Raw genomic sequence first — 17,364 nt, 5'->3', positions numbered from 1 at the left:
TACGGGTGGTTCACCTGGCCGAAATGCGTCGATCCGATAACAGGTCTTCATTCAGCCTTTACCTGACATCTACGCGCGTTAAGCTCCCGCTTAGCCAGCGCCGGACGGGGCGCTTTCGAATGAAGGGGACCCTCGTGCGCCGGGTTACCAAGATCGTTGCTGCGGGTGTCGCGTCCGCGGCCCTCGCCCTCACCGCCACCGCGTGTGGCAGCAGCAGCTCCGACGACAGCAAGGACAAGGGCGTCGGTATCGCCTACGACGTCGGCGGCCGAGGCGACCACTCCTTCAACGACTCCGCCGCCAAGGGACTGGACAAGGCCAAGGCCGAGTTCAACCTGGGCAGCAAGGAGCTCACCGCCAAGAACACCGACACCGAGGCGGACCGCGAGCAGAAGCTCAACGACCTCGCCGGTGCGGGCTACAACCCGGTCATCGGTGTCGGCTTCGCCTATGCCGACTCGGTGAAGGCCGTCTCGAAGAAGTTCCCGAAGACGACCTTCGCGATCGTCGACTCCGTGGTCGAGGGCGCGAACATCGACAGCATCAACTTCACCGAGGAGCAGAGCTCCTACCTCGCGGGTGTCGCCGCGGCGCTGAAGACCAAGACCAACAAGGTCGGCTTCATCGGCGGCGTGGACACCACGCTGATCAAGAAGTTCGCGGCCGGCTACCAGCAGGGCGTCAAGGACACCAAGCCCGACGTCTCGGTCGACATCGAGTACATCACCCAGGGCGGCGACTTCTCCGGCTTCGCGAAGCCGGCTGAGGGCAAGGCCAAGGCCAAGGGCATGCTCGACCGCGGCATCGACGTGATCTACGCGGCCGCGGGCAGCTCCGGCGCCGGCGCCATCGAGGCCGTCGCGGGCAAGAAGGGCACCTGGGCGATCGGCGTCGACGGCGACCAGTACCAGGACAAGGGCCTGGCGCAGTGGAAGACCGCGATCCTGACCTCCGCCGTCAAGAACGTCGACGGTTCGGTCTACGACGTCATCAAGAGCGTCAAGGACGGCAAGCCGCTGACCGGCACGCACGTCTACAACCTCAAGGCGGGTGGCGTCGGCCTGGCCACCTCCGGTGGCTACATCGATGACATCCAGGCCCAGCTCGACGCCGCGAAGAAGAAGATCACCGACGGCACGCTGACGGTCCGGACGACTCCGACCAGCTGATCACCGACGCGAGGCCCGGCAGGGAACGTCACGCTCCCTGCCGGGCCTCGTGCCTTGTGCGGCCACCGTGCCGTATGTATCCCGCGACAACTGTGGATCTGGCGCCGCTACGCGCGTAGAGTCCGATCCTCGCGATACGTTCACCCCCATCGCTCCGCTCTGCCCCGCGAGGAGAGTGCGTCATCAACGCGTCCAGCAGTCCCCCCGCCGTCGAACTCCGCGGCATCACCAAACGCTTCCCCGGCGTCGTCGCCAACCGCGACATCGACATCACCGTGCTCCGTGGCACCGTCCACGCCCTGGTCGGCGAGAACGGCGCGGGCAAGTCGACCCTCATGAAGATCCTTTACGGGATGCAGCGCCCCGACGAGGGGACCATCACCCTCGACGGCGAGAAGGCGGACCTGCACACCCCGGCCGACGCCATCCGGCTCGGCATCGGGATGGTGCACCAGCACTTCATGCTGGCCGACAACCTCACCGTGCTGGAGAACATCGTTCTCGGCGCCGAGCAGTTGCACGGCATCGGCGGCAAGGCCCGCGCCAAGATCAAGGAGCTCTCCGACGCCTACGGCCTCGGCGTCCGCCCCGACCTCCTCGTCGAGGACCTCGGGGTGGCCGACCGGCAGCGCGTGGAGATCCTCAAGGTCCTCTACCGCGGCGCCCGCACCCTGATCCTGGACGAGCCGACCGCGGTCCTCGTGCCGCAGGAGGTCGAGGCGCTCTTCGCCAACCTCCGCGAGCTCAAGTCCGAGGGCCTGACGATCATCTTCATCTCGCACAAGCTGGGCGAGGTGCTCTCGGTCGCCGACGCGATCACGGTCATCCGCCGCGGTACGACGGTCGGCGACGCCGACCCGAAGTCGGTCACCGTCAAGCAGCTCGCCGAGCTCATGGTCGGCAGTGAACTGCCGTCGCCGGAGACCCGCGAGTCCACGGTGACCAGCGAGGTCCTGCTGGACGTCAAGGGGCTGAAGCTGGCCGCCGTCGACGCCGAGGGCATCGAGCGCACCGTGCTCGGCGACGTCAGCCTGACGATCCACAAGGGCGAAGTGCTCGGCATCGCCGGGGTCGAGGGCAACGGCCAGGCCGAACTGGTCGAGGCCATCATGGGCATGCGGACCCCCGACGCCGGCGTGATCACCCTGGACGGCGCCGACATCTCCACCGCCCCCACCCGCAAGCGGCGCGAGGACGGCATCGGGTACATCCCCGAGGACCGCCACCGGCACGGCCTGCTCCTCGAAGGCACGCTGTGGGAGAACCGCATCCTCGGCCACGTCACCGAGAAGCCCAACAGCCGCGGCGCGCTGCTGGACCTGACCGCGGCCCGCCGCGACACCGAACGGATCGTCAAGGAGTACGACGTCCGTACGCCCGGCATCGAGGTCACCGCGGCGTCCCTCTCCGGCGGCAACCAGCAGAAGCTGATCGTCGGCCGCGAGATGAGCCACCTGCCCAAGCTGCTGATCGCCGCGCACCCGACCCGCGGTGTGGACGTCGGCGCGCAGGCGCAGATCTGGGACCAGATCCGGCAGGCCCGCCGCGAGGGCCTCGCCGTGCTGCTGATCTCCGCCGACCTGGACGAACTGATCGGCCTGTCCGACACCCTGCGGGTGATGTACCGCGGCCACCTGGTCGCGGACGCCGACCCCGCCACGATCACTCCTGAGGAGCTGGGTTCCGCCATGACCGGCGCCGCTTCCGGCCACCTCGAGCACACGGACGCCGAAGGAGAGGACCGATGAAGAAGTTCGACAAGGATCGGCTGATCCTCGGCCTGGCCGCTCCCGTACTGGCGATCGTCGCCGCCTTCGTCCTCACCGCGCTCGTGCTCCTGGCCACCGGCAAGGAACCGTTCCACGCGTTCAACGTGATGTTCGACAAGGGCCTGACGAGCGACAGCCAGGTCTTCATCCTCAACAAGGCGACGCCGTACTACCTCGCCGGCATCGCGGTGGCCATCGGCTTCCGGATGAACCTGTTCAACATCGGCGTCGACGGCCAGTACCGCCTCGCGGCCTTCTTCGCGGCCGTCGTCGGCGGCGCGGTGAACCTGCCCTCCGTCATCCAGATCCCGCTGATCATCCTCACCGCGATGCTCGTCGGCGCGATGTGGGCGGGCATCGCGGGTGTGCTCAAGGTGACCCGCGGGGTCAGCGAGGTCATCACCACGATCATGCTGAACGCCATCGCCACCGCGGTGATCGGCTACTTCATGATCCCCGGCCGGCTCGCCCAGCTGCACGCGGACACCAACTCGGTCTCCACCAAGGAAATCCCCTCCTCGGGGCACTTCTTCGGGTTCGACATGGGCACGGACGGCACGATCTGGGGCTTCATCGTCATCGCCGTCCTCGTCGGCGTCCTCTACTGGTTCGGCCTCTCCCGCACCCGCTTCGGCTTCGACCTGCGGACGGTCGGCCGCTCGGAGTCCGCGGCCGGCGCCAGCGGGGTCAACGTCAAGCGCATGATCATCACCAGCATGCTGCTCTCGGGCGCCATCGCCGGTCTTGTCGGCATGCCGGTGCTGCTCAACGACGCGCACCAGTTCAGCACCGAGTTCCCGGCCGGTATCGGCTTCACGGGCATCGCCGTGGCGCTGCTCGGCCGGAACCACCCGATCGGTATCGCGCTGGCCGCGCTGCTGTGGGGCTGGTTGGAAATCGCGTCCAGCAAGCTGGAGTTCGAGGACTACGACAAGGAAATCGTCGGCGTCATGCAGGGCATCATCGTGCTCTGCGTCGTCATCGCCTACGAGGTCGTCCGCCGCTACGGCATCAAACGCCAGCAACAGAAGGTCGGCGAAGAACTCGCCGCCCAGGCCCGCACCAAGCAGGAGGCGGCAGCGTGAGCGCCACGGCTACCCCCGGCAAGACCGCCAAGAGCCCCGCGGCGAAGATCCGCGCCAAGCTCACGTTCTCCCGTGTGCTGCTGATCATCGCGGGCGCGCTGATCCTCATCTCCGCTGTACGCGCCATCACCGGCGCCAACGACATGACATCCTCCGGGCAGATCTCCGGCGCCCTGACCATGGCCGTGCCGATCGGCCTCGCCGGACTCGGCGGCCTGTGGTCGGAGCGGGCCGGCGTCGTCAACATCGGCCTCGAGGGCATGATGATGCTCGGCATGTTCTTCGGAGCATGGGCGGGCTGGCAGACCAACCCGTGGCTCGCCGTCCTCGCCGGCATCCTCGGTGGCGCGGCCGGCGGCCTGATCCACGCCGTCGTGACCGTTACCTTCGGCGTCGACCACATCGTCTCCGGTGTGGCGATCAACATCCTGGCGCTGGGTACCACCCAGTACCTGGCCAAGATCTGGTTCAGCATGGGCAAGGCCGCGGCCGCGGGTGGCAGCCCCAAGCAGTCGCCGCCGATGGACGACATCAAGTCGTTCACCGTCCCCGGCCTCTCCGACTGGATGCACACCCTCGAAGGCCACCACTGGTTCCTGATCTCGGACATCGCCGGGATCATCGGCGGCCTCGTCACGGACCTGTCGTCGCTCACCATCCTGGCCGCGGCGCTCTTCGTGGCCACGTTCTTCGTCCTGTGGCGGACCGCGTTCGGTCTGCGGCTGCGCTCCTGCGGTGAGAACCCGATCGCCGCCGAGTCGCTGGGCGTCAACGTCTACAAGTACAAGTACCTGGCGGTCATCGCCTCCGGCGGTCTCGCCGGCCTCGGCGGCGCGTTCCTCGCCATCGTCCCCTCGCACATCTACAACGAGGGCCAGACCGGCGGCCGCGGCTACATCGGCCTCGCCGCCATGATCTTCGGTAACTGGCGGCCCGGCGGGCTCGCCATGGGCGCGGGCCTGTTCGGCTACTCCGACAGCCTCCAGCTCCGCAACGGCGGCGAGACCGTGCACGCCCTGCTGCTCGCCCTCGCGGTCGGCCTGGCCGCGCTGGCCGCCTGGCGGCTCTACCAGAAGAAGTACCTGCCGGCCGTGGTGGGCGGCGCCGTCGCCGCGCTGCTGGTCGTCTGGTACTCCCTGACCGACACGGTCCCGGACCAGCTCGTCGGGGCCACGCCGTACATCGTCACCCTGCTGGTGCTCGCGCTCGCCTCGCAGCGACTGCGGATGCCGGCGGCCGACGGCCAGCCGTACCGGAAGGGCCAGGGCAAGTGACGCATCCTCCTGCCGAGGGCTTCGACGAGCCTGCGGGTGCCGGTGCCGGTGCCGGTGCCGGTGTTGGTGCGGGTGCTGGTGCCGAGGCCGGTGCTGGTGCCGAGGCCGGCTCCGGGGCCGTCGACTCCGTCGACTGGGAGGGCTTGCGGAAGCAGGCCCGGGACATCATGTCCCGGGCCTACGCCCCGTACTCGCACTTCCCGGTCGGCGCCGCCGCCCTCGTCGACGACGGCCGTGTCGTCGTCGGCTGCAACGTCGAGAACGCTTCCTACGGCGTCGCGCTCTGCGCCGAATGCGGACTCGTCTCCGCGCTGCACGCCTCCGGCGGCGGCCGGCTCACCGCCTTCACCTGCGTGGACCTGCGCGGCAACCTCCTCATGCCGTGCGGCCGGTGCCGCCAGCTGCTGTGGGAGAACGGCGGCCCCGGCCTCCTCGTCGACACGCCGCGCGGCGTCGTCCCGATGAGCGAAGTCCTGCCGGACGCCTTCGGCTCCGAAGACCTGAACCGCTAAGGAAACCCCTGTCATGGACGTCATTTCCGTCATCCGCACCAAGCGCGACCGCGGCCGCCTCAGCGACGAGCAGATCGACTGGGTCATCGACGCGTACACGCGCGGTGTCGTGGCCGACGAGCAGATGTCCGCGCTCGCCATGGCGATCCTCCTCAACGGCATGGACCGTGCCGAGATCGCCCGCTGGACCGCCGCGATGATCAACTCCGGTGAGCGGATGGACTTCTCCTCCCTCCCGCGCCCCACCTCCGACAAGCACTCCACCGGTGGCGTCGGCGACAAGATCACGCTGCCGCTGGCCCCGCTCGTGGCCGCCTGCGGCGCGGCCGTGCCGCAGCTGTCCGGCCGCGGCCTCGGCCACACCGGCGGCACCCTCGACAAGCTGGAGTCCATCCCGGGCTGGCGCGCGTCGCTGACCAACGCCGAGATGCTCGACGTGCTGCGCGGCACCGGCGCCGTCATCTGCGCCGCGGGCGACGGCCTCGCCCCCGCCGACAAGAAGCTCTACGCGCTGCGCGACGTCACCGGCACCGTCGAGGCGATCCCGCTCATCGCCTCCTCGATCATGTCGAAGAAGATCGCCGAGGGCACGGGGTCGCTCGTGCTCGACGTGAAGGTCGGCACCGGCGCCTTCATGAAGACGATCGAGGACGCGCGCGAGCTGGCGTCGACGATGGTCGGCCTCGGCACGGACCACGGCGTGCGCACGGTCGCGCTGCTGACGGACATGTCCACGCCGCTCGGCCTCACGGCCGGTAACGCGCTGGAGGTGCGGGAGTCTGTCGAGGTGTTGGCGGGCGGTGGGCCTTCCGACGTCGTCGAGCTCACGCTGGCGCTGGCGCGCGAGATGCTCGACGCGGCCGGTCTGCCCGACGCCGACCCGGCAAAGGCCCTCGCGGACGGCTCCGCGATGGACGTCTGGCGCCGCATGATCGCCGCCCAGGGCGGCGACCCCGACGCCACGTTGCCGGTGGCGCGGGAACAGCACGTCGTGCACGCCTCGACGAGCGGCGTCCTCGAAGTCCTCGACGCGTACGCCGTCGGCATCGCGGCGTGGCGCCTCGGCGCCGGGCGCGCGCGCAAGGAGGACGTGGTCCAGCTCGGCGCGGGCGTCGAGCTCCACGCCAAGCCGGGCGACTCCGTCGTGGCGGGCCAGCCCCTCATGACGCTGCACACGGACACGCCGGAGAAGTTCGCGTACGCGCTGGACGCGCTGGACGGTGGGGTGCTGGTGGGGGCGCCGGGCGCGGCGTTCGAGCCCAAGCCGATTGTCTTGGACCGGATCGCCTGACCTGCGGGTGCGTGGGCGGGCCGGGGGCCGGTGACTCCGGGGGTGGGGTTCGAAATCGACTATTTACGGGCCTGGCGGCCCACAAATAGCTCGGCAGCATTTCGAACCCCACCCCCTCCGCCCCCGTCCCCCTCCGTCCGTACTCAGGCGTCGGGGAACTCGCCGTACCCGACTGCGGCCGCGAATGACCGCCATGCGTCGGCGGTGAAGACCAGGGCGGGCCCGTGCGGGTCCTTGGAGTCGCGGACGGCCATCGATCCGTCCGGAAGGCGGGCGGCCTCGACGCAGTCGCCGCCATGGTCATTGCTATAACTCGACTTGAACCACTCGGCGCCGCTCAGGGCCGCAGCCTTGATGATCATCGGTATCAATGCTCCTTAAGCTGCGGGGAACTCGCCGTTTTGGGTCGCGGACGCGAACGACTGCCATGCGTCGGCGGTGAAGATCAGGGCGGGGCCGTGCGGGTCCTTGGAGTCGCGGACGGCCATCGAGCCGTCCGGAAGGCGGGCGCCCTCGACGCATGCGCCGCCCTGGTTGTCGCTGTAGCTGGATTTGAACCAGGCGGCATCGTTGAGGGTGTCGGCCTTGGTGGTCATCTGTATCAATGCTCCTTGATCGCTTCCTTGATCATGCTCAGGGACTCCTGCGGTCCCGGAGCAAGGGCTTGCAGTTCGGAGAACGCGTCCGCGTATCGCTCGACGGCACCGTCGCTGCGTTTGACGACCGCGTCCGTCAGGTTCTCCATGTAGGCCATCGGCTTCAGGGCGAGCCGTTCAGGAAAGTGCAGGACGAAGAACGACCCGCTCATTCCCGAATGAACCCCGGCCCGGAACGGCACGATCTGCACCCGTACGTTGGGCCGGGACTCCGTGACGTTCACGATGTGGGTGAGTTGCTCCCGCATGACCGTCGCTCCGCCGACGCAGCGACGCAGCACGGCCTCGTTGATGATCGCCGTGAACTTCAGCGGTGTCTTCGCACGGTGCAGAACTTCCTGCCGGGTCGTCCGAATGGCGACCAGTCGATCGATGTCATCGGCCGAGAGGGCCGCGTCCGCCTGATAGATCGCGTGGACGTATGCCTCGGTCTGCAACAGGCCAGGGACGAATTCGGCTTCGTAGTTCTGGAGTACCGCGGCGGTGGCCTCCAGATCGAGGTAGGCCTTGAAGCCGGGCCGGATGACCGGCCGGTATTCCGGCGTCAGCCACCAATCCTTCTTCGTCTTCGTGACGCCCGCGTAGCCCTGCAGCCGAGCCCGGGTCTCCGGATCAGCTCCGTAGATCTCGCAGAGGGCCATCACATCAGCGGTCTCGACAGACGAATTCTCCCCGGTTTCCAGCCGGGTGAGCTTCGAGGGGCTCCAGATCAGCTTCTTGACCACTTGGGCACCCTTGAGGCCGGCGGCCAGCCGCAGTTGGCGCAGTTCGCTGCCTAACTGGAGGCGGCAGAGAGCGGGCGTTGCCGCCTCCACGTCTGTGATCATCTGCTTCTCCTCCGCGCAGTGTTCCAGTGTGTGGGGGAAGGTTCCGCGCGTGCAAGGAACCTTCTGCGCCACAGCGGGAGATGTCGTCGTGGGGTGTGAAATCCCTGGTGGGACAACGAAGTTCACGCGAAAAGTTGACGGCAGAATTCCGCTGGAGCGCTATCACCGTAGCGCCGGGAGTGCCACGCTTGCATGCGGTTGCTCACATAGAGCACGCACGACTTCGCCGAGAGTAACGGCTCCGGGATGACGGAGGCACGACGATGCAACAGGTACCGCCCAGGGGCGGAGTTCGCGATGGGGCCTCCGTGGTGACAACGCGGTGGCCGTCCTCACCCCGCTCGGTCGGCCAAGCCCGGCACCTGCTGGAGGAGACGCTCAACGACTGGGGATTGGCAGGCCTCGCCGAACCGGCTGTGCTCGTCATCTCCGAACTGATGACGAATGCCGTGGTGCACGGACGGGTGCCGGGGCGACGGGTCGAGACGCGGGTCATCCGTCTGCCCGGCGGCGTGCGCATCGAGGTGCATGACGCGAACGGGAAGCGGCCGGAGATGCGGCAGCCGTCCGAGGACGACGAATGGGGGCGCGGCCTCGCGCTGGTGCAGGAGCTCACCCGCGGATGCTGGGGCGTGAACACCCGCCAGGGCGTCGGCAAACTCGTCTGGGCCCAGGTGGCCGCCGACCCCAGCCGCCGCTGATGAGGCCCTGGCCTGCGGTTTCCTCGTTTGGGTGAACGGGATCGGTGGACGTCCACCGATCCCGTTCGGCATGCTGGGATCGGTGACGTACCGAACGAGGAGCACACCATGAGCGCACTCAACGTCGAGCCGGAGTCGCACAGCGGCTACGGCTGGGACGACCTCGTCCGTATCTGGGAAGAGACGGACGTACCCGAGGGCTGCACGGTGGAGATCATCGAGGGGATCGTCACCGTGGCACCACCGCGCGCCAATGACCACAACAACATTGCGGATGATCTGCAACGTGAGCTGTATCGGGTGATCCCCCGAGACTGGGGCATCTTTCAAACGCAGGGGCTCGCAGTGCCGTCGCGCAAGGGCCTCTTCATCCCTGACCTGGCGGTTGTGCCGAAGGCGGCGCTGCAGAGGCCCGGTCATTTCATCGCCGCGAGTGAGGCCCGGCTCATCGCCGAGATCACCTCGCCGAGCAACCCGGGTCATGATCGGATCAGCAAACCCGCCGCCTACGCGTGCGCCGGGGTGCCGCTGTATCTGCTGATCGACTCCTGGGCACCTGGCGGTCCGACCGTCACCCTGTTCAGCGAGCCGGAGGGTGATGTCTACCGGTCTCACCACGCCGTGAAGTTCGGCGATCCGATCGAGCTGCCCGCGCCGTTCGGGATCACGCTGGCGACGGGATCGTTCCCCGTCGGCTAGATGCCGGGCTCAGCCGACGCCGGGGCTTGGACGTGAGGGGGACGGGGCTGGAGGTGCAGGGGTCCGAAATGCTGCCGAGCTATTTGTGGGCGGCCACGCCCGTAAATAGTCGATTTCGGACCCCTGCACCGGAAGGCCCGGCCCCCGACCCACCACCGGCCCGAGCAGTAAGCACAGCGCGCCGCGTGGCGTAGAGGGTGATCCCCGCCACCCCAACCAGCGCCGAAAGGCTGAGGGCCACCGTCCCCTCCCACCCTGCCGCGTTGAAAGCGGAAGCGCCCACCGTGCCGCCCACGCTGTTCCCTATGTAGTACGCCGTCAGGTACAGCGCCGACGCCTGCGCCCGACCCGTCGTCGCCGTCCGGCTCACGGAAGACGACGCCACGGCGTGGCCGGTGAAGAAGCCACCGGTGATCAGTACGAGGCCGGCAAGCACCAGAACCAGCGACGTCGACAGAGTCAGCAGCAGGCCGGCCGCCGCCAGACTCACCGCGACGTAGAGCGACCCCCGGCGGCCGACCCGGCCAAGAAGCGCACCGGAGCCCGCCGAGGCCGCCGTTCCCACCAGGTACACGAGGAAGATCAGGCCGACCGCGGTCTGCGAGAGCCCGAACGGCTCAGCCATCAGCCGATACCCGAGCACCGTGTAGACCGCGCCGAACACGGCCATGAAGAGCAGGCCGATCGCGTAGAGCCGACGCAGCAGCGGGTTGCCGAGGTGGCCGGTGATGGTGCGCCACAGGGCGCGCGGGTTCACCGGGCCGGGCTGGAAGTGCCGGGCCTTCGGGATGAGCACGCGGAACGCGGCGGCGCAGGCGAGCGCGACGAGGCCGACGACGAAGAGGGCGGTGCGCCAGCCGAGTGCCTGGGAGACCGCTCCGGAGAACACCCGCGAGCTCATGCCGCCGATGCTGTTGCCCGCCACGTACAGGCCGATCGCGGAGGCCACCGCCTTGGGGTGGATCTCCTCGGCGAGGTACGCCATGGCGGTCGCGGGGAGCCCGGCCAGTGCCACGCCCTGCACGGCACGCAGCACGACGAGCGTGGTGAGGTCCGGGGCGAACGGGATCACGAGGGCCAGGAGAGCCGCGCTGAAGACGGAGGCGGTCATGACCGCCGTACGGCCGTACTTCTCGCTGAGCGCGCTCACCGGCAGCAGCGCGATGGCGAGGGCGGCGGTGGTGGCGGTGACCGTGAGGCTCGCCTGTGCGGGGGTCAGCGCGAGGTCGGCGGAGATCGCGGGGAGCAGTGCCTGCGTGGAGTACAGGAGCGCGAACGTGGCGAGACCGGCGGCGAAGAGCGCGAAGTTGGCGCGGCGGTACCCGGGGCTGCCGGGGCTGAGCTTGGCGGTGGTGTCGGGGGACGGCGGAGCAGAGGCGCCCGCGCGCAGTGCGGCGGACGCCTCCGTATCGGCGGGAGGCATGCCATGAATCTAGGACCGCCGGTTTTATGCGTCCAATGCACAAACAGTGCAGTATTGATGCTGTGACGCATGAGCAGAGGTCAGCTGGGTCGATGTCATCGCCCCGCAACGGAAAAGACACTTCCGTAACAGGCCGGCCGCCGGTCGCGGCGCCGACCGTCGCGGACCTGGACGGCGAGTCCTGGGCGGCGGTGCTGGCGCCGCGCCTCGCCCAGTTCGCCGCCGTGGCGCGGCACGAGCACGTGACGCGCGCCGCGCAGCAACTCGGGATGCCGCAGTCGACGTTGAGCCGTGCGATGGTCCGGCTGGAGCAGGATCTGGGGGTCGCGCTGTTCGCCCGCCGGGGCCGCAACGTCCAGCTGACCCGCGCGGGTCACACCTTCCTGGCGTCGGCGGAGCGGGCGCTCGGCGAGGTGGAGCGGTCCGCCGAGGCGGTACGGGTGGACGCCGATCCGCATACGGGCAAGGTGGCGTTCGGCTTTCTGCACACGCTCGGGTCCGAGACCGTCCCGTCGCTGTTGCGCGGCTTCCGCGCGGACTATCCGCGCGTGCAGTTCCAGCTGGTGCAGAACTACGCCGAGGCGATGCTGGAGCGGCTGCGCGCCGGCGAGCTGGACCTGTGCCTGACGTCGCCGCCGCCGGACGCGCCGGACCTGGTGGTCCGGCGGCTCGACGAGCAGCGGCTGCGGCTGGTGGTCCCGGCCGACCACCGGCTGGCGAACCGTAAGCGGGTCCGGCTGGACGAGGCCGCGGGCGATCTGTTCGTCGCCCTCGAACCGGGCTACGGGCTGCGGCGGATCACCGACGACCTCTGCGCCGAGGCGGGCTTCGTACCGCGCCTCGCGTTCGAGGGCGAGGAGGCGGAGACGTTGCGCGGGTTGGTGGCGGCGGGGCTGGGCGTGGCTCTGTTGCCGCCGCCGGCGGTGCCGCGGCCGGGGGTGGTCGAGCTGACGGTGTCGGCGCCGCGCGCGGTGCGGTACATCGGGGTGGCGTGGCTGGACGGGCATCCGGACACGGCGCCGGTGGCGGCGTTCAAGAAGTTCCTGCTGTCGCGCCGGGGGCAGCTGCTGCCGCGGTAGGCCGCGGCCCAGGGCCAGGCCCTAGTGGTGGAGGGACTGGCCGAAGCCGGAGGCGAGTGGCATTCGCAGGCCCAGCGGTGGTGGTGCCGCCAGTGCGTCCGCGATGGGGCGGGCGAAGGGGCGGTCGAGGAGGGCGCCCAGGGTGAAGTCGGTGGTGAGGGCGAAGATCTCGGCGCGGTGTTGGTGGAGGGTGTGGCCGTCGGTGTGGACCTCGAAGCGGCACACGTCGCGGTTGACCTTCTTGGCGCGTTCCGCGAGGAGGTAGGAGAGTTCGGGATCGGTGGCGAAGTCGTCGGTGCCGTGGGCTATGAGGACCTGGCGGCCGATGAGCTGTTTCACCGGATCGGGTTCCTCGCCGGGCGGCAGCCAAGGGGACAGCGCCACAACGGAGTTGACGGCGGGGTGGCCCGCGGCGTGCAGCGCCGCGCGGGCGCCCATGTCCATGCCGACGAGGCAGACCGGGACGTCGCCGTAGCGGCGGACGATCTCGCCGACGGCCCATGCGGCGTCCTCCGCCGGATGGGCGTTGCCGCCGTTCCAGCCGCGGTAGCGGTAGTGGACGACATGGGCGGCGAGACCGTCGGCCCGGCCTTCGCGCACCAGATGGCGGGCGAGCGGCCACATGAGGGCGGCGGCCAGCGGGGAGCGGCGGCGGGTGCTGGTGGCGTCACCGCCGGGGAGGACAAGGACGACGGCGCGGACCGTCTCTCCGGTCTCGCGCCGCGGGGCGGGAACGAGTCCTGGCGCGACCGGCCGGCCGAGCCGGGCATCCCGCGCCGTTAATGCTTGCGAAGCCATGGCCCAACGATGGCAGACGGAGGGGTGTGCGCTACATGTCCGTGCGGAAAATAATCCGCCCCGGGAGGTGATCTACGCGCGTAGGCGGTATCGTTCGTGAATGCAGAGCCAGAAAACGAGCACCCCGACCCCGGACCAGATCCGTCGCGCGCCCAAGGTGCTCCTCCATGACCACCTCGACGGCGGGCTGCGTCCCGGCACGATCGTCGATCTCGCCCGCGAATCCGGCTACGCCGGTCTCCCCGAGTCCGATCCGGACAAGCTCGGCACCTGGTTCCGCGAGGCCGCCGACTCCGGCTCCCTGGAGCGGTACCTGGAGACGTTCGCCCACACCTGCGCGGTCATGCAGACCCGCGAGGCGCTGGTGCGGGTCGCCGCCGAGTGTGCCGAGGACCTCGCGGCCGACGGTGTCGTGTACGCGGAGATCCGCTACGCCCCCGAGCAGCACCTCGAAGCCGGACTGACCCTCGAAGAGGTCGTCGAAGCGGTCAACGAGGGCTTCCGTGAGGGCGAGCGCCGGGCCCGTGAGGACGGCAACCGCATCCGCGTCGGCGCGCTGCTGACCGCGATGCGGCACGCGGCCCGCTCGCTGGAGATCGCCGAACTCGCCAACCGCTACCGGGACCACGGCGTCGTCGGCTTCGACATCGCGGGCGCCGAGGCGGGCTTCCCGCCCACCCGGCACCTGGACGCCTTCGAGTACCTCAAGCGGGAGAACAACCACTTCACGATCCACGCCGGTGAGGCCTTCGGGCTGCCGTCGATCTGGCAGGCGCTGCAGTGGTGCGGCGCCGACCGGCTCGGCCACGGGGTGCGCATCATCGACGACATCCAGGTCGCCGAGGACGGTGCGGTCAAGCTGGGCCCGCTCGCCAGCTACGTCCGCGACAAGCGGATCCCGCTGGAGATGTGCCCGTCGTCCAACCTGCAGACGGCGGCGGCCGCCTCATACGCCGAGCACCCCATCGGGCTGCTGCGCCGGCTGCACTTCCGGGTCACGGTGAACACCGACAACCGGCTGATGAGCGGTACGAGCATGAGCCGTGAGTTCGAGCACCTGGTCGAGGCTTTCGCGTACTCCCTCGATGACCTGCAGTGGTTTACGGTCAATGCGATGAAATCAGCATTCATCCCTTTCGATGAACGTCTCGCGATGATCAATGACGTAATCAAGCCCGGATACGCCGAGCTGAAGGCGGAGTGGCTGTTCCAGCAGGCCGCCGCCACACCGGCGCTGGCCAGCGGTTCTGCCACACCGCAGGGCTGATCGGAAAACCTTCGGGCGTGGCCGTGACCCCCGGGTTACGGCCACGCCCGTACATATTTTCCCCGCTTGCACCCTTCGTGATGTCATGACTACGTTCCGGAGCCATGACGACCCGAACCATGAAGACCCTTGGTGCCGCCGCTCTCGGCGTCGCCTTCGCCGCCGCTGCCGCCGGCTCCGCCTCGGCCGCCGCCCTCCCCGCCGTCGACGCCCTGGGCACGGTCGGCCAGCTCGCCGGCCAGCTGCCGACCGGCCAGGTCACCGACACCCTGCCCGGCCTCAGCACGGCCACCGAGTCCACCAAGACGGTGCTCACCGGAAGTGGCTCCATGCTGCCGGAGGCCCAGAAGGACCCGGTCGGCGGCCTCCTCGGCGGTCTGCCGGTGGCCAAGGGCGTGACGACCAACAGCCTGCCGACCGGCCCGGTGGCCACCAACGCGCTGCCCGGCGGCCTGCTCGGCGGCTGACCCTCCCGCACCACAGCACCGACCCCGCGGTGCCCAGCCGCGGACCGACCAGCGACCGCTACGCGCATCGTGACGCGGCGACGGGCCGTACCCTGCCTTCCCGGCGGGGTACGGCCCGTCGCTCTTGCTACGCTCCGCGCGTGCACATTCCCCAGAGGATCGCCGGGTTCGCGCTGCTCGCGCCCCTGTTGCTGGTCACGGCCTGCAGCGGATCGTCCGGCGGCGACACGGCCGGGGCCTCCACCGGGCCCGGCGCCACCACGCCGGCCGTGCTGCCCGCGCGCACGGCGCTGGAGCGGACGGCGCTCGTGCCGGGGGACGTGCCGGGCTTCACGGTGACGGCGGGCGATGCCGCCGGTGCGGCCGCCGACGCCACGGCGGCCGACAAGCGCGCGTGCCAGCCGCTCGCCGATCTGCTCTCCGGGCGTCCGCCGGCCGGTGCCAAGGAGACCGTCCCGAGGGCGCTCGCCCCGGCCGGGCAGAAGATGCCCGGCGCGGGCGTCACCGTCACGCTCTCCGCCTATGGCAGCGGGGGAGCGCAGAAGGCGGTCGCGGCCCTGCGGACCGCGGTTCACGCGTGCGCGGCCGGGTTCAAGCCGGTCATCGGGGGCGTCACCGGAGTGCCGGTGGCGGTCGCCCCGCGGCCCGCGCTCGAACTGGGCGACGACGATCTGCGGTTCGCGCTCGGCTTCGCGGCCGGCGGCAGCGGCGCACGGCAGGACTTCGTCGTGATCCGTACCCGCTCGACCGTCAGCATCTTCCGCGGCGCGGACGTCACCCTGGCGAAGAGCTACGACGTGCCGCCGGCCGTGGTCACCGCGCAGCTGAAGAAGCTGGGCGCGCCGGTCACCAAGCGGCGGTAGCGGACTTCTCCGCCGGGAGCATCACCCACAGGGCGATGTAGAGCAGGAACTGCGGGCCGGGAAGCAGGCACGACAGCAGGAAGATCACCCGCATCGTCGTGGCGGAGGTGCCGAACCGGTTGGCCAGCGCGGCGCAGACACCGCCGATCATGCGGCCGTTGGTGGGGCGGGCGAGGGCGCTCATCTCGTACTCCTGTCGGAAGGTCGGATGCCGGAGGTTTCCGGTGTTCCGATGTCTCCAACGCTACGAGTACATATCCCGTCGAATCATCGCTCTACGGGGCGATCCCGACCCTGGGAGTCGTCGGGGACGACCCCTGAGACCGGGCCCGGGGTCCGGGCCCGGTGAGGGCACCGAACCCGCGGCGGCGCAGCAGCCGCCGGGCCGCGGGGACGACCGCCAGATACGCCAGGGCGACGCCCGCCGTGTTCAGCAGCAGCGCGTCGATGTCGAAGATCTGGCCCGGCACCACCGTCTGCAGGAACTCCACGGACAGCGACACCATCAGTCCGGCGAAGACCGTGCGGGCGAAGGAGCCGACCCCGGGGGTGCGGATCCGGCCGCCCGTCATCGGCAGCAGGACACCGAGCGGGGCGAGCAGCAGCAGTCCCGCGAGCAGCCGCCGCGCCGCCTCGAACGGGCTCATGGCCAGGTCGGCGTGGATGGTGTCGAGCGGCCGCAGATTGGGCGCCGCCACCCAGGGAACGTAGTGCGGCCGGAGCATCAGCCATCCGACGAAGGACAGATGCACGGCGGTGAGCACCAGGCCCATCGCGCGTGCCTTCAGGATCGGGGCTTCAGGCTGCACGAGGGGAATGACGCCATTCACTTGACGACGGTTCCCGCCGTGTCCGCCGCGTCCGGCCTGGTGCGCAGTGCGGACGTGCAGAGGTAGCGCTTGACGGGGTCCGCGGCATCCGGACCGCCGAGCAGTACGGAGCGGTCCGCGAGGCCGACACCGGGCGCGGCCGTGAAGGTGCACACCAGCTGGGCCAGCGCGAAGGACGGCAGTTCGTCCAGCGACAGGTTCAGCCGCAGCGAGTCCTTCGGATCACCCGGCCTGGGGCCGGTGAGGTTCAGGTTGCCGGGCACCTCGGTGGCGAACCCGGCCTCCGCCTCCCCGGCCGACGGCCGGCGCTTCAGCTGGTCGAGCAGCTCATGGGCGGCGACCAGCCGGCTCGCCGGAGCGGGGCGCGCCCCGGTGACGTCGGAGCTGGTGACGGTCCGGGTGACCTGCGCGGCCAGCGCGCTGCACACCAGGTACACCTTCACGACGGTGGCGCCGGGCGTCTCCGGCGGGACGGTCGCCTGGGGCACGGCGCACGACACCCGGGTGGGCGCGGGTCCCGCGTCCACCGGCACGGTGGTCGTCCGGATGCCGCAGCCGCAGGTGGCGGCGGTGACGAGGGCCGCGAGCAGCGCGGCGGTGCGGAGTGTTCCGGCCCGCGAGGAGCGCAGGCCGTTCCGCAGGAGGGACGTCATG

Annotated in this window: 20 protein-coding genes; 12 read left to right on the top strand and 8 right to left on the bottom strand. The window is 69.9% G+C overall.

What is annotated here, in order from left to right; genetic code table 11:
* Positions 1–134: 134 nt before the first annotated feature.
* From G3I60_RS33240 to G3I60_RS33215, 6 genes are all read left to right on the top strand, one after another.
* Positions 135–1,169, top strand: a complete 1,035-nt coding sequence (locus G3I60_RS33240; protein WP_164294938.1) for a BMP family ABC transporter substrate-binding protein — start codon at positions 135–137, stop codon at positions 1,167–1,169.
* A gap of 182 nt (positions 1,170–1,351) precedes the next feature.
* On the top strand, positions 1,352–2,917 hold the full coding sequence (locus G3I60_RS33235) for an ABC transporter ATP-binding protein (protein ID WP_244809846.1): 1,566 nt from the start codon (positions 1,352–1,354) through the stop codon (positions 2,915–2,917).
* The gene (locus tag G3I60_RS33230) at positions 2,914–4,023 is read left to right on the top strand and encodes an ABC transporter permease (protein WP_138352223.1); all 1,110 of its coding nucleotides are present in this window, start codon (positions 2,914–2,916) and stop codon (positions 4,021–4,023) included. Before G3I60_RS33235 ends, G3I60_RS33230 begins: the two co-directional genes overlap by 4 nt.
* Positions 4,024–4,070: 47 nt before the next feature.
* Positions 4,071–5,297, top strand: coding sequence for an ABC transporter permease (locus G3I60_RS45905; RefSeq protein WP_269287428.1), 1,227 nt, complete (start codon positions 4,071–4,073; stop codon positions 5,295–5,297).
* Positions 5,294–5,809 carry a cytidine deaminase gene (locus G3I60_RS45900; protein WP_164294937.1) on the top strand — a complete coding sequence of 172 codons (516 nt, stop codon included), beginning with the start codon at positions 5,294–5,296 and terminating at the stop codon, positions 5,807–5,809. The genes G3I60_RS45905 and G3I60_RS45900 overlap by 4 nt, the downstream gene beginning before the upstream one ends.
* Positions 5,810–5,822: 13 nt before the next feature.
* Positions 5,823–7,100 (top strand): thymidine phosphorylase, encoded by a 1,278-nt coding sequence (locus G3I60_RS33215; RefSeq protein ID WP_138352221.1) that lies wholly within the window; start codon positions 5,823–5,825, stop codon positions 7,098–7,100.
* Between the two features lie 143 nt (positions 7,101–7,243).
* Here the strand turns inward: G3I60_RS33215 and G3I60_RS33210 are convergent, their stop codons facing one another.
* The 3 genes from G3I60_RS33210 to G3I60_RS33200 are packed head-to-tail and all read right to left on the bottom strand — an operon-like array spanning position 7,244 to position 8,583.
* A complete protein-coding gene (locus G3I60_RS33210) occupies positions 7,244–7,462 on the bottom strand; it encodes a DUF397 domain-containing protein (RefSeq protein WP_164294936.1) in 219 nt (72 codons plus the stop codon).
* 15 nt (positions 7,463–7,477) lie between these two features.
* Complete coding sequence (locus tag G3I60_RS33205) at positions 7,478–7,696, bottom strand: DUF397 domain-containing protein (protein ID WP_164294935.1); 219 nt, start codon at positions 7,694–7,696, stop codon at positions 7,478–7,480.
* 5 nt (positions 7,697–7,701) lie between these two features.
* Positions 7,702–8,583 (bottom strand): helix-turn-helix transcriptional regulator, encoded by an 882-nt coding sequence (locus G3I60_RS33200; protein WP_164294987.1) that lies wholly within the window; start codon positions 8,581–8,583, stop codon positions 7,702–7,704.
* Positions 8,584–8,891: 308 nt separating this feature from the next.
* Between G3I60_RS33200 and G3I60_RS33195 the strand changes: the two genes are divergently transcribed.
* A complete protein-coding gene (locus G3I60_RS33195; RefSeq protein WP_343241244.1) occupies positions 8,892–9,284 on the top strand; it encodes an ATP-binding protein in 393 nt (130 codons plus the stop codon).
* A gap of 108 nt (positions 9,285–9,392) precedes the next feature.
* Positions 9,393–9,983: a Uma2 family endonuclease gene (locus G3I60_RS33190; protein WP_164294933.1), complete on the top strand. Its 591-nt coding sequence runs from the start codon at positions 9,393–9,395 to the stop codon at positions 9,981–9,983.
* Between the two features lie 79 nt (positions 9,984–10,062).
* On the opposite strand, the gene G3I60_RS33185 is transcribed toward G3I60_RS33190, so the two are convergent.
* Entirely contained in the window at positions 10,063–11,406 is a 1,344-nt protein-coding gene (locus tag G3I60_RS33185) for an MFS transporter (protein ID WP_138352216.1), read from the bottom strand.
* Positions 11,407–11,498: 92 nt separating this feature from the next.
* Between G3I60_RS33185 and G3I60_RS33180 the strand changes: the two genes are divergently transcribed.
* Complete coding sequence (locus G3I60_RS33180) at positions 11,499–12,485, top strand: LysR family transcriptional regulator (RefSeq protein WP_138352215.1); 987 nt, start codon at positions 11,499–11,501, stop codon at positions 12,483–12,485.
* A gap of 21 nt (positions 12,486–12,506) precedes the next feature.
* Here G3I60_RS33180 and G3I60_RS33175 read toward each other — a convergent pair whose 3' ends face one another.
* Positions 12,507–13,283 carry an alpha/beta hydrolase gene (locus G3I60_RS33175; protein WP_138352214.1) on the bottom strand — a complete coding sequence of 259 codons (777 nt, stop codon included), beginning with the start codon at positions 13,281–13,283 and terminating at the stop codon, positions 12,507–12,509.
* Between the two features lie 100 nt (positions 13,284–13,383).
* Here G3I60_RS33175 and G3I60_RS33170 point away from each other — a divergent pair, with 100 nt between their 5' ends.
* The 3 genes from G3I60_RS33170 to G3I60_RS33160 all read left to right on the top strand — a co-directional run bounded on the left by G3I60_RS33170 (position 13,384) and on the right by G3I60_RS33160 (position 15,880).
* Positions 13,384–14,550, top strand: coding sequence for an adenosine deaminase (locus tag G3I60_RS33170; protein ID WP_138352213.1), 1,167 nt, complete (start codon positions 13,384–13,386; stop codon positions 14,548–14,550).
* 104 nt (positions 14,551–14,654) lie between these two features.
* Positions 14,655–15,017, top strand: coding sequence for an ATP-binding protein (locus tag G3I60_RS33165; RefSeq protein ID WP_164294932.1), 363 nt, complete (start codon positions 14,655–14,657; stop codon positions 15,015–15,017).
* A gap of 140 nt (positions 15,018–15,157) precedes the next feature.
* A complete protein-coding gene (locus G3I60_RS33160; protein ID WP_164294931.1) occupies positions 15,158–15,880 on the top strand; it encodes a hypothetical protein in 723 nt (240 codons plus the stop codon).
* Here the strand turns inward: G3I60_RS33160 and G3I60_RS33155 are convergent.
* From G3I60_RS33155 to G3I60_RS33145, 3 genes are all read right to left on the bottom strand, one after another.
* Positions 15,864–16,064, bottom strand: coding sequence for a PspC domain-containing protein (locus tag G3I60_RS33155; protein WP_138352210.1), 201 nt, complete (start codon positions 16,062–16,064; stop codon positions 15,864–15,866). The genes G3I60_RS33160 and G3I60_RS33155 overlap by 17 nt on opposite strands.
* A gap of 91 nt (positions 16,065–16,155) precedes the next feature.
* A complete protein-coding gene (locus G3I60_RS33150) occupies positions 16,156–16,689 on the bottom strand; it encodes a VanZ family protein (RefSeq protein ID WP_307811157.1) in 534 nt (177 codons plus the stop codon).
* Between the two features lie 17 nt (positions 16,690–16,706).
* The gene (locus G3I60_RS33145; protein ID WP_239070574.1) at positions 16,707–17,363 is read right to left on the bottom strand and encodes a hypothetical protein; all 657 of its coding nucleotides are present in this window, start codon (positions 17,361–17,363) and stop codon (positions 16,707–16,709) included.
* Position 17,364 lies beyond the last annotated feature (1 nt).

The sequence above is a fragment of the Streptomyces sp. SID13666 genome, assembly GCF_010548325.1.
Taxonomy (GTDB): domain Bacteria; phylum Actinomycetota; class Actinomycetes; order Streptomycetales; family Streptomycetaceae; genus Actinacidiphila; species Actinacidiphila fildesensis.
Note: the sequence above shows the minus strand (reverse complement) of the source record. Positions and strands in the feature narration are given on the sequence as shown.

What these genes read in the sequence shown, in the direction of transcription:
- G3I60_RS33230 (WP_138352223.1), top strand. Translation starts at nt 2,914, where the DNA reads ATGAAGAAGTTCGACAAGGATCGGCTGATCCTCGGCCTGGCCGCTCCC.
- G3I60_RS33215 (WP_138352221.1), top strand. Translation starts at nt 5,823, where the DNA reads ATGGACGTCATTTCCGTCATCCGCACCAAGCGCGACCGCGGCCGCCTC.
- G3I60_RS33210 (WP_164294936.1), bottom strand. Translation starts at nt 7,462, where the DNA reads ATGATCATCAAGGCTGCGGCCCTGAGCGGCGCCGAGTGGTTCAAGTCG.
- G3I60_RS33205 (WP_164294935.1), bottom strand. Translation starts at nt 7,696, where the DNA reads ATGACCACCAAGGCCGACACCCTCAACGATGCCGCCTGGTTCAAATCC.
- G3I60_RS33200 (WP_164294987.1), bottom strand. Translation starts at nt 8,583, where the DNA reads ATGATCACAGACGTGGAGGCGGCAACGCCCGCTCTCTGCCGCCTCCAG.
- G3I60_RS33190 (WP_164294933.1), top strand. Translation starts at nt 9,393, where the DNA reads ATGAGCGCACTCAACGTCGAGCCGGAGTCGCACAGCGGCTACGGCTGG.
- G3I60_RS33185 (WP_138352216.1), bottom strand. Translation starts at nt 11,406, where the DNA reads ATGCCTCCCGCCGATACGGAGGCGTCCGCCGCACTGCGCGCGGGCGCC.
- G3I60_RS33180 (WP_138352215.1), top strand. Translation starts at nt 11,499, where the DNA reads ATGTCATCGCCCCGCAACGGAAAAGACACTTCCGTAACAGGCCGGCCG.
- G3I60_RS33175 (WP_138352214.1), bottom strand. Translation starts at nt 13,283, where the DNA reads ATGGCTTCGCAAGCATTAACGGCGCGGGATGCCCGGCTCGGCCGGCCG.
- G3I60_RS33170 (WP_138352213.1), top strand. Translation starts at nt 13,384, where the DNA reads ATGCAGAGCCAGAAAACGAGCACCCCGACCCCGGACCAGATCCGTCGC.
- G3I60_RS33165 (WP_164294932.1), top strand. Translation starts at nt 14,655, where the DNA reads ATGACGACCCGAACCATGAAGACCCTTGGTGCCGCCGCTCTCGGCGTC.
- G3I60_RS33155 (WP_138352210.1), bottom strand. Translation starts at nt 16,064, where the DNA reads ATGAGCGCCCTCGCCCGCCCCACCAACGGCCGCATGATCGGCGGTGTC.
- G3I60_RS33145 (WP_239070574.1), bottom strand. Translation starts at nt 17,363, where the DNA reads ATGACGTCCCTCCTGCGGAACGGCCTGCGCTCCTCGCGGGCCGGAACA.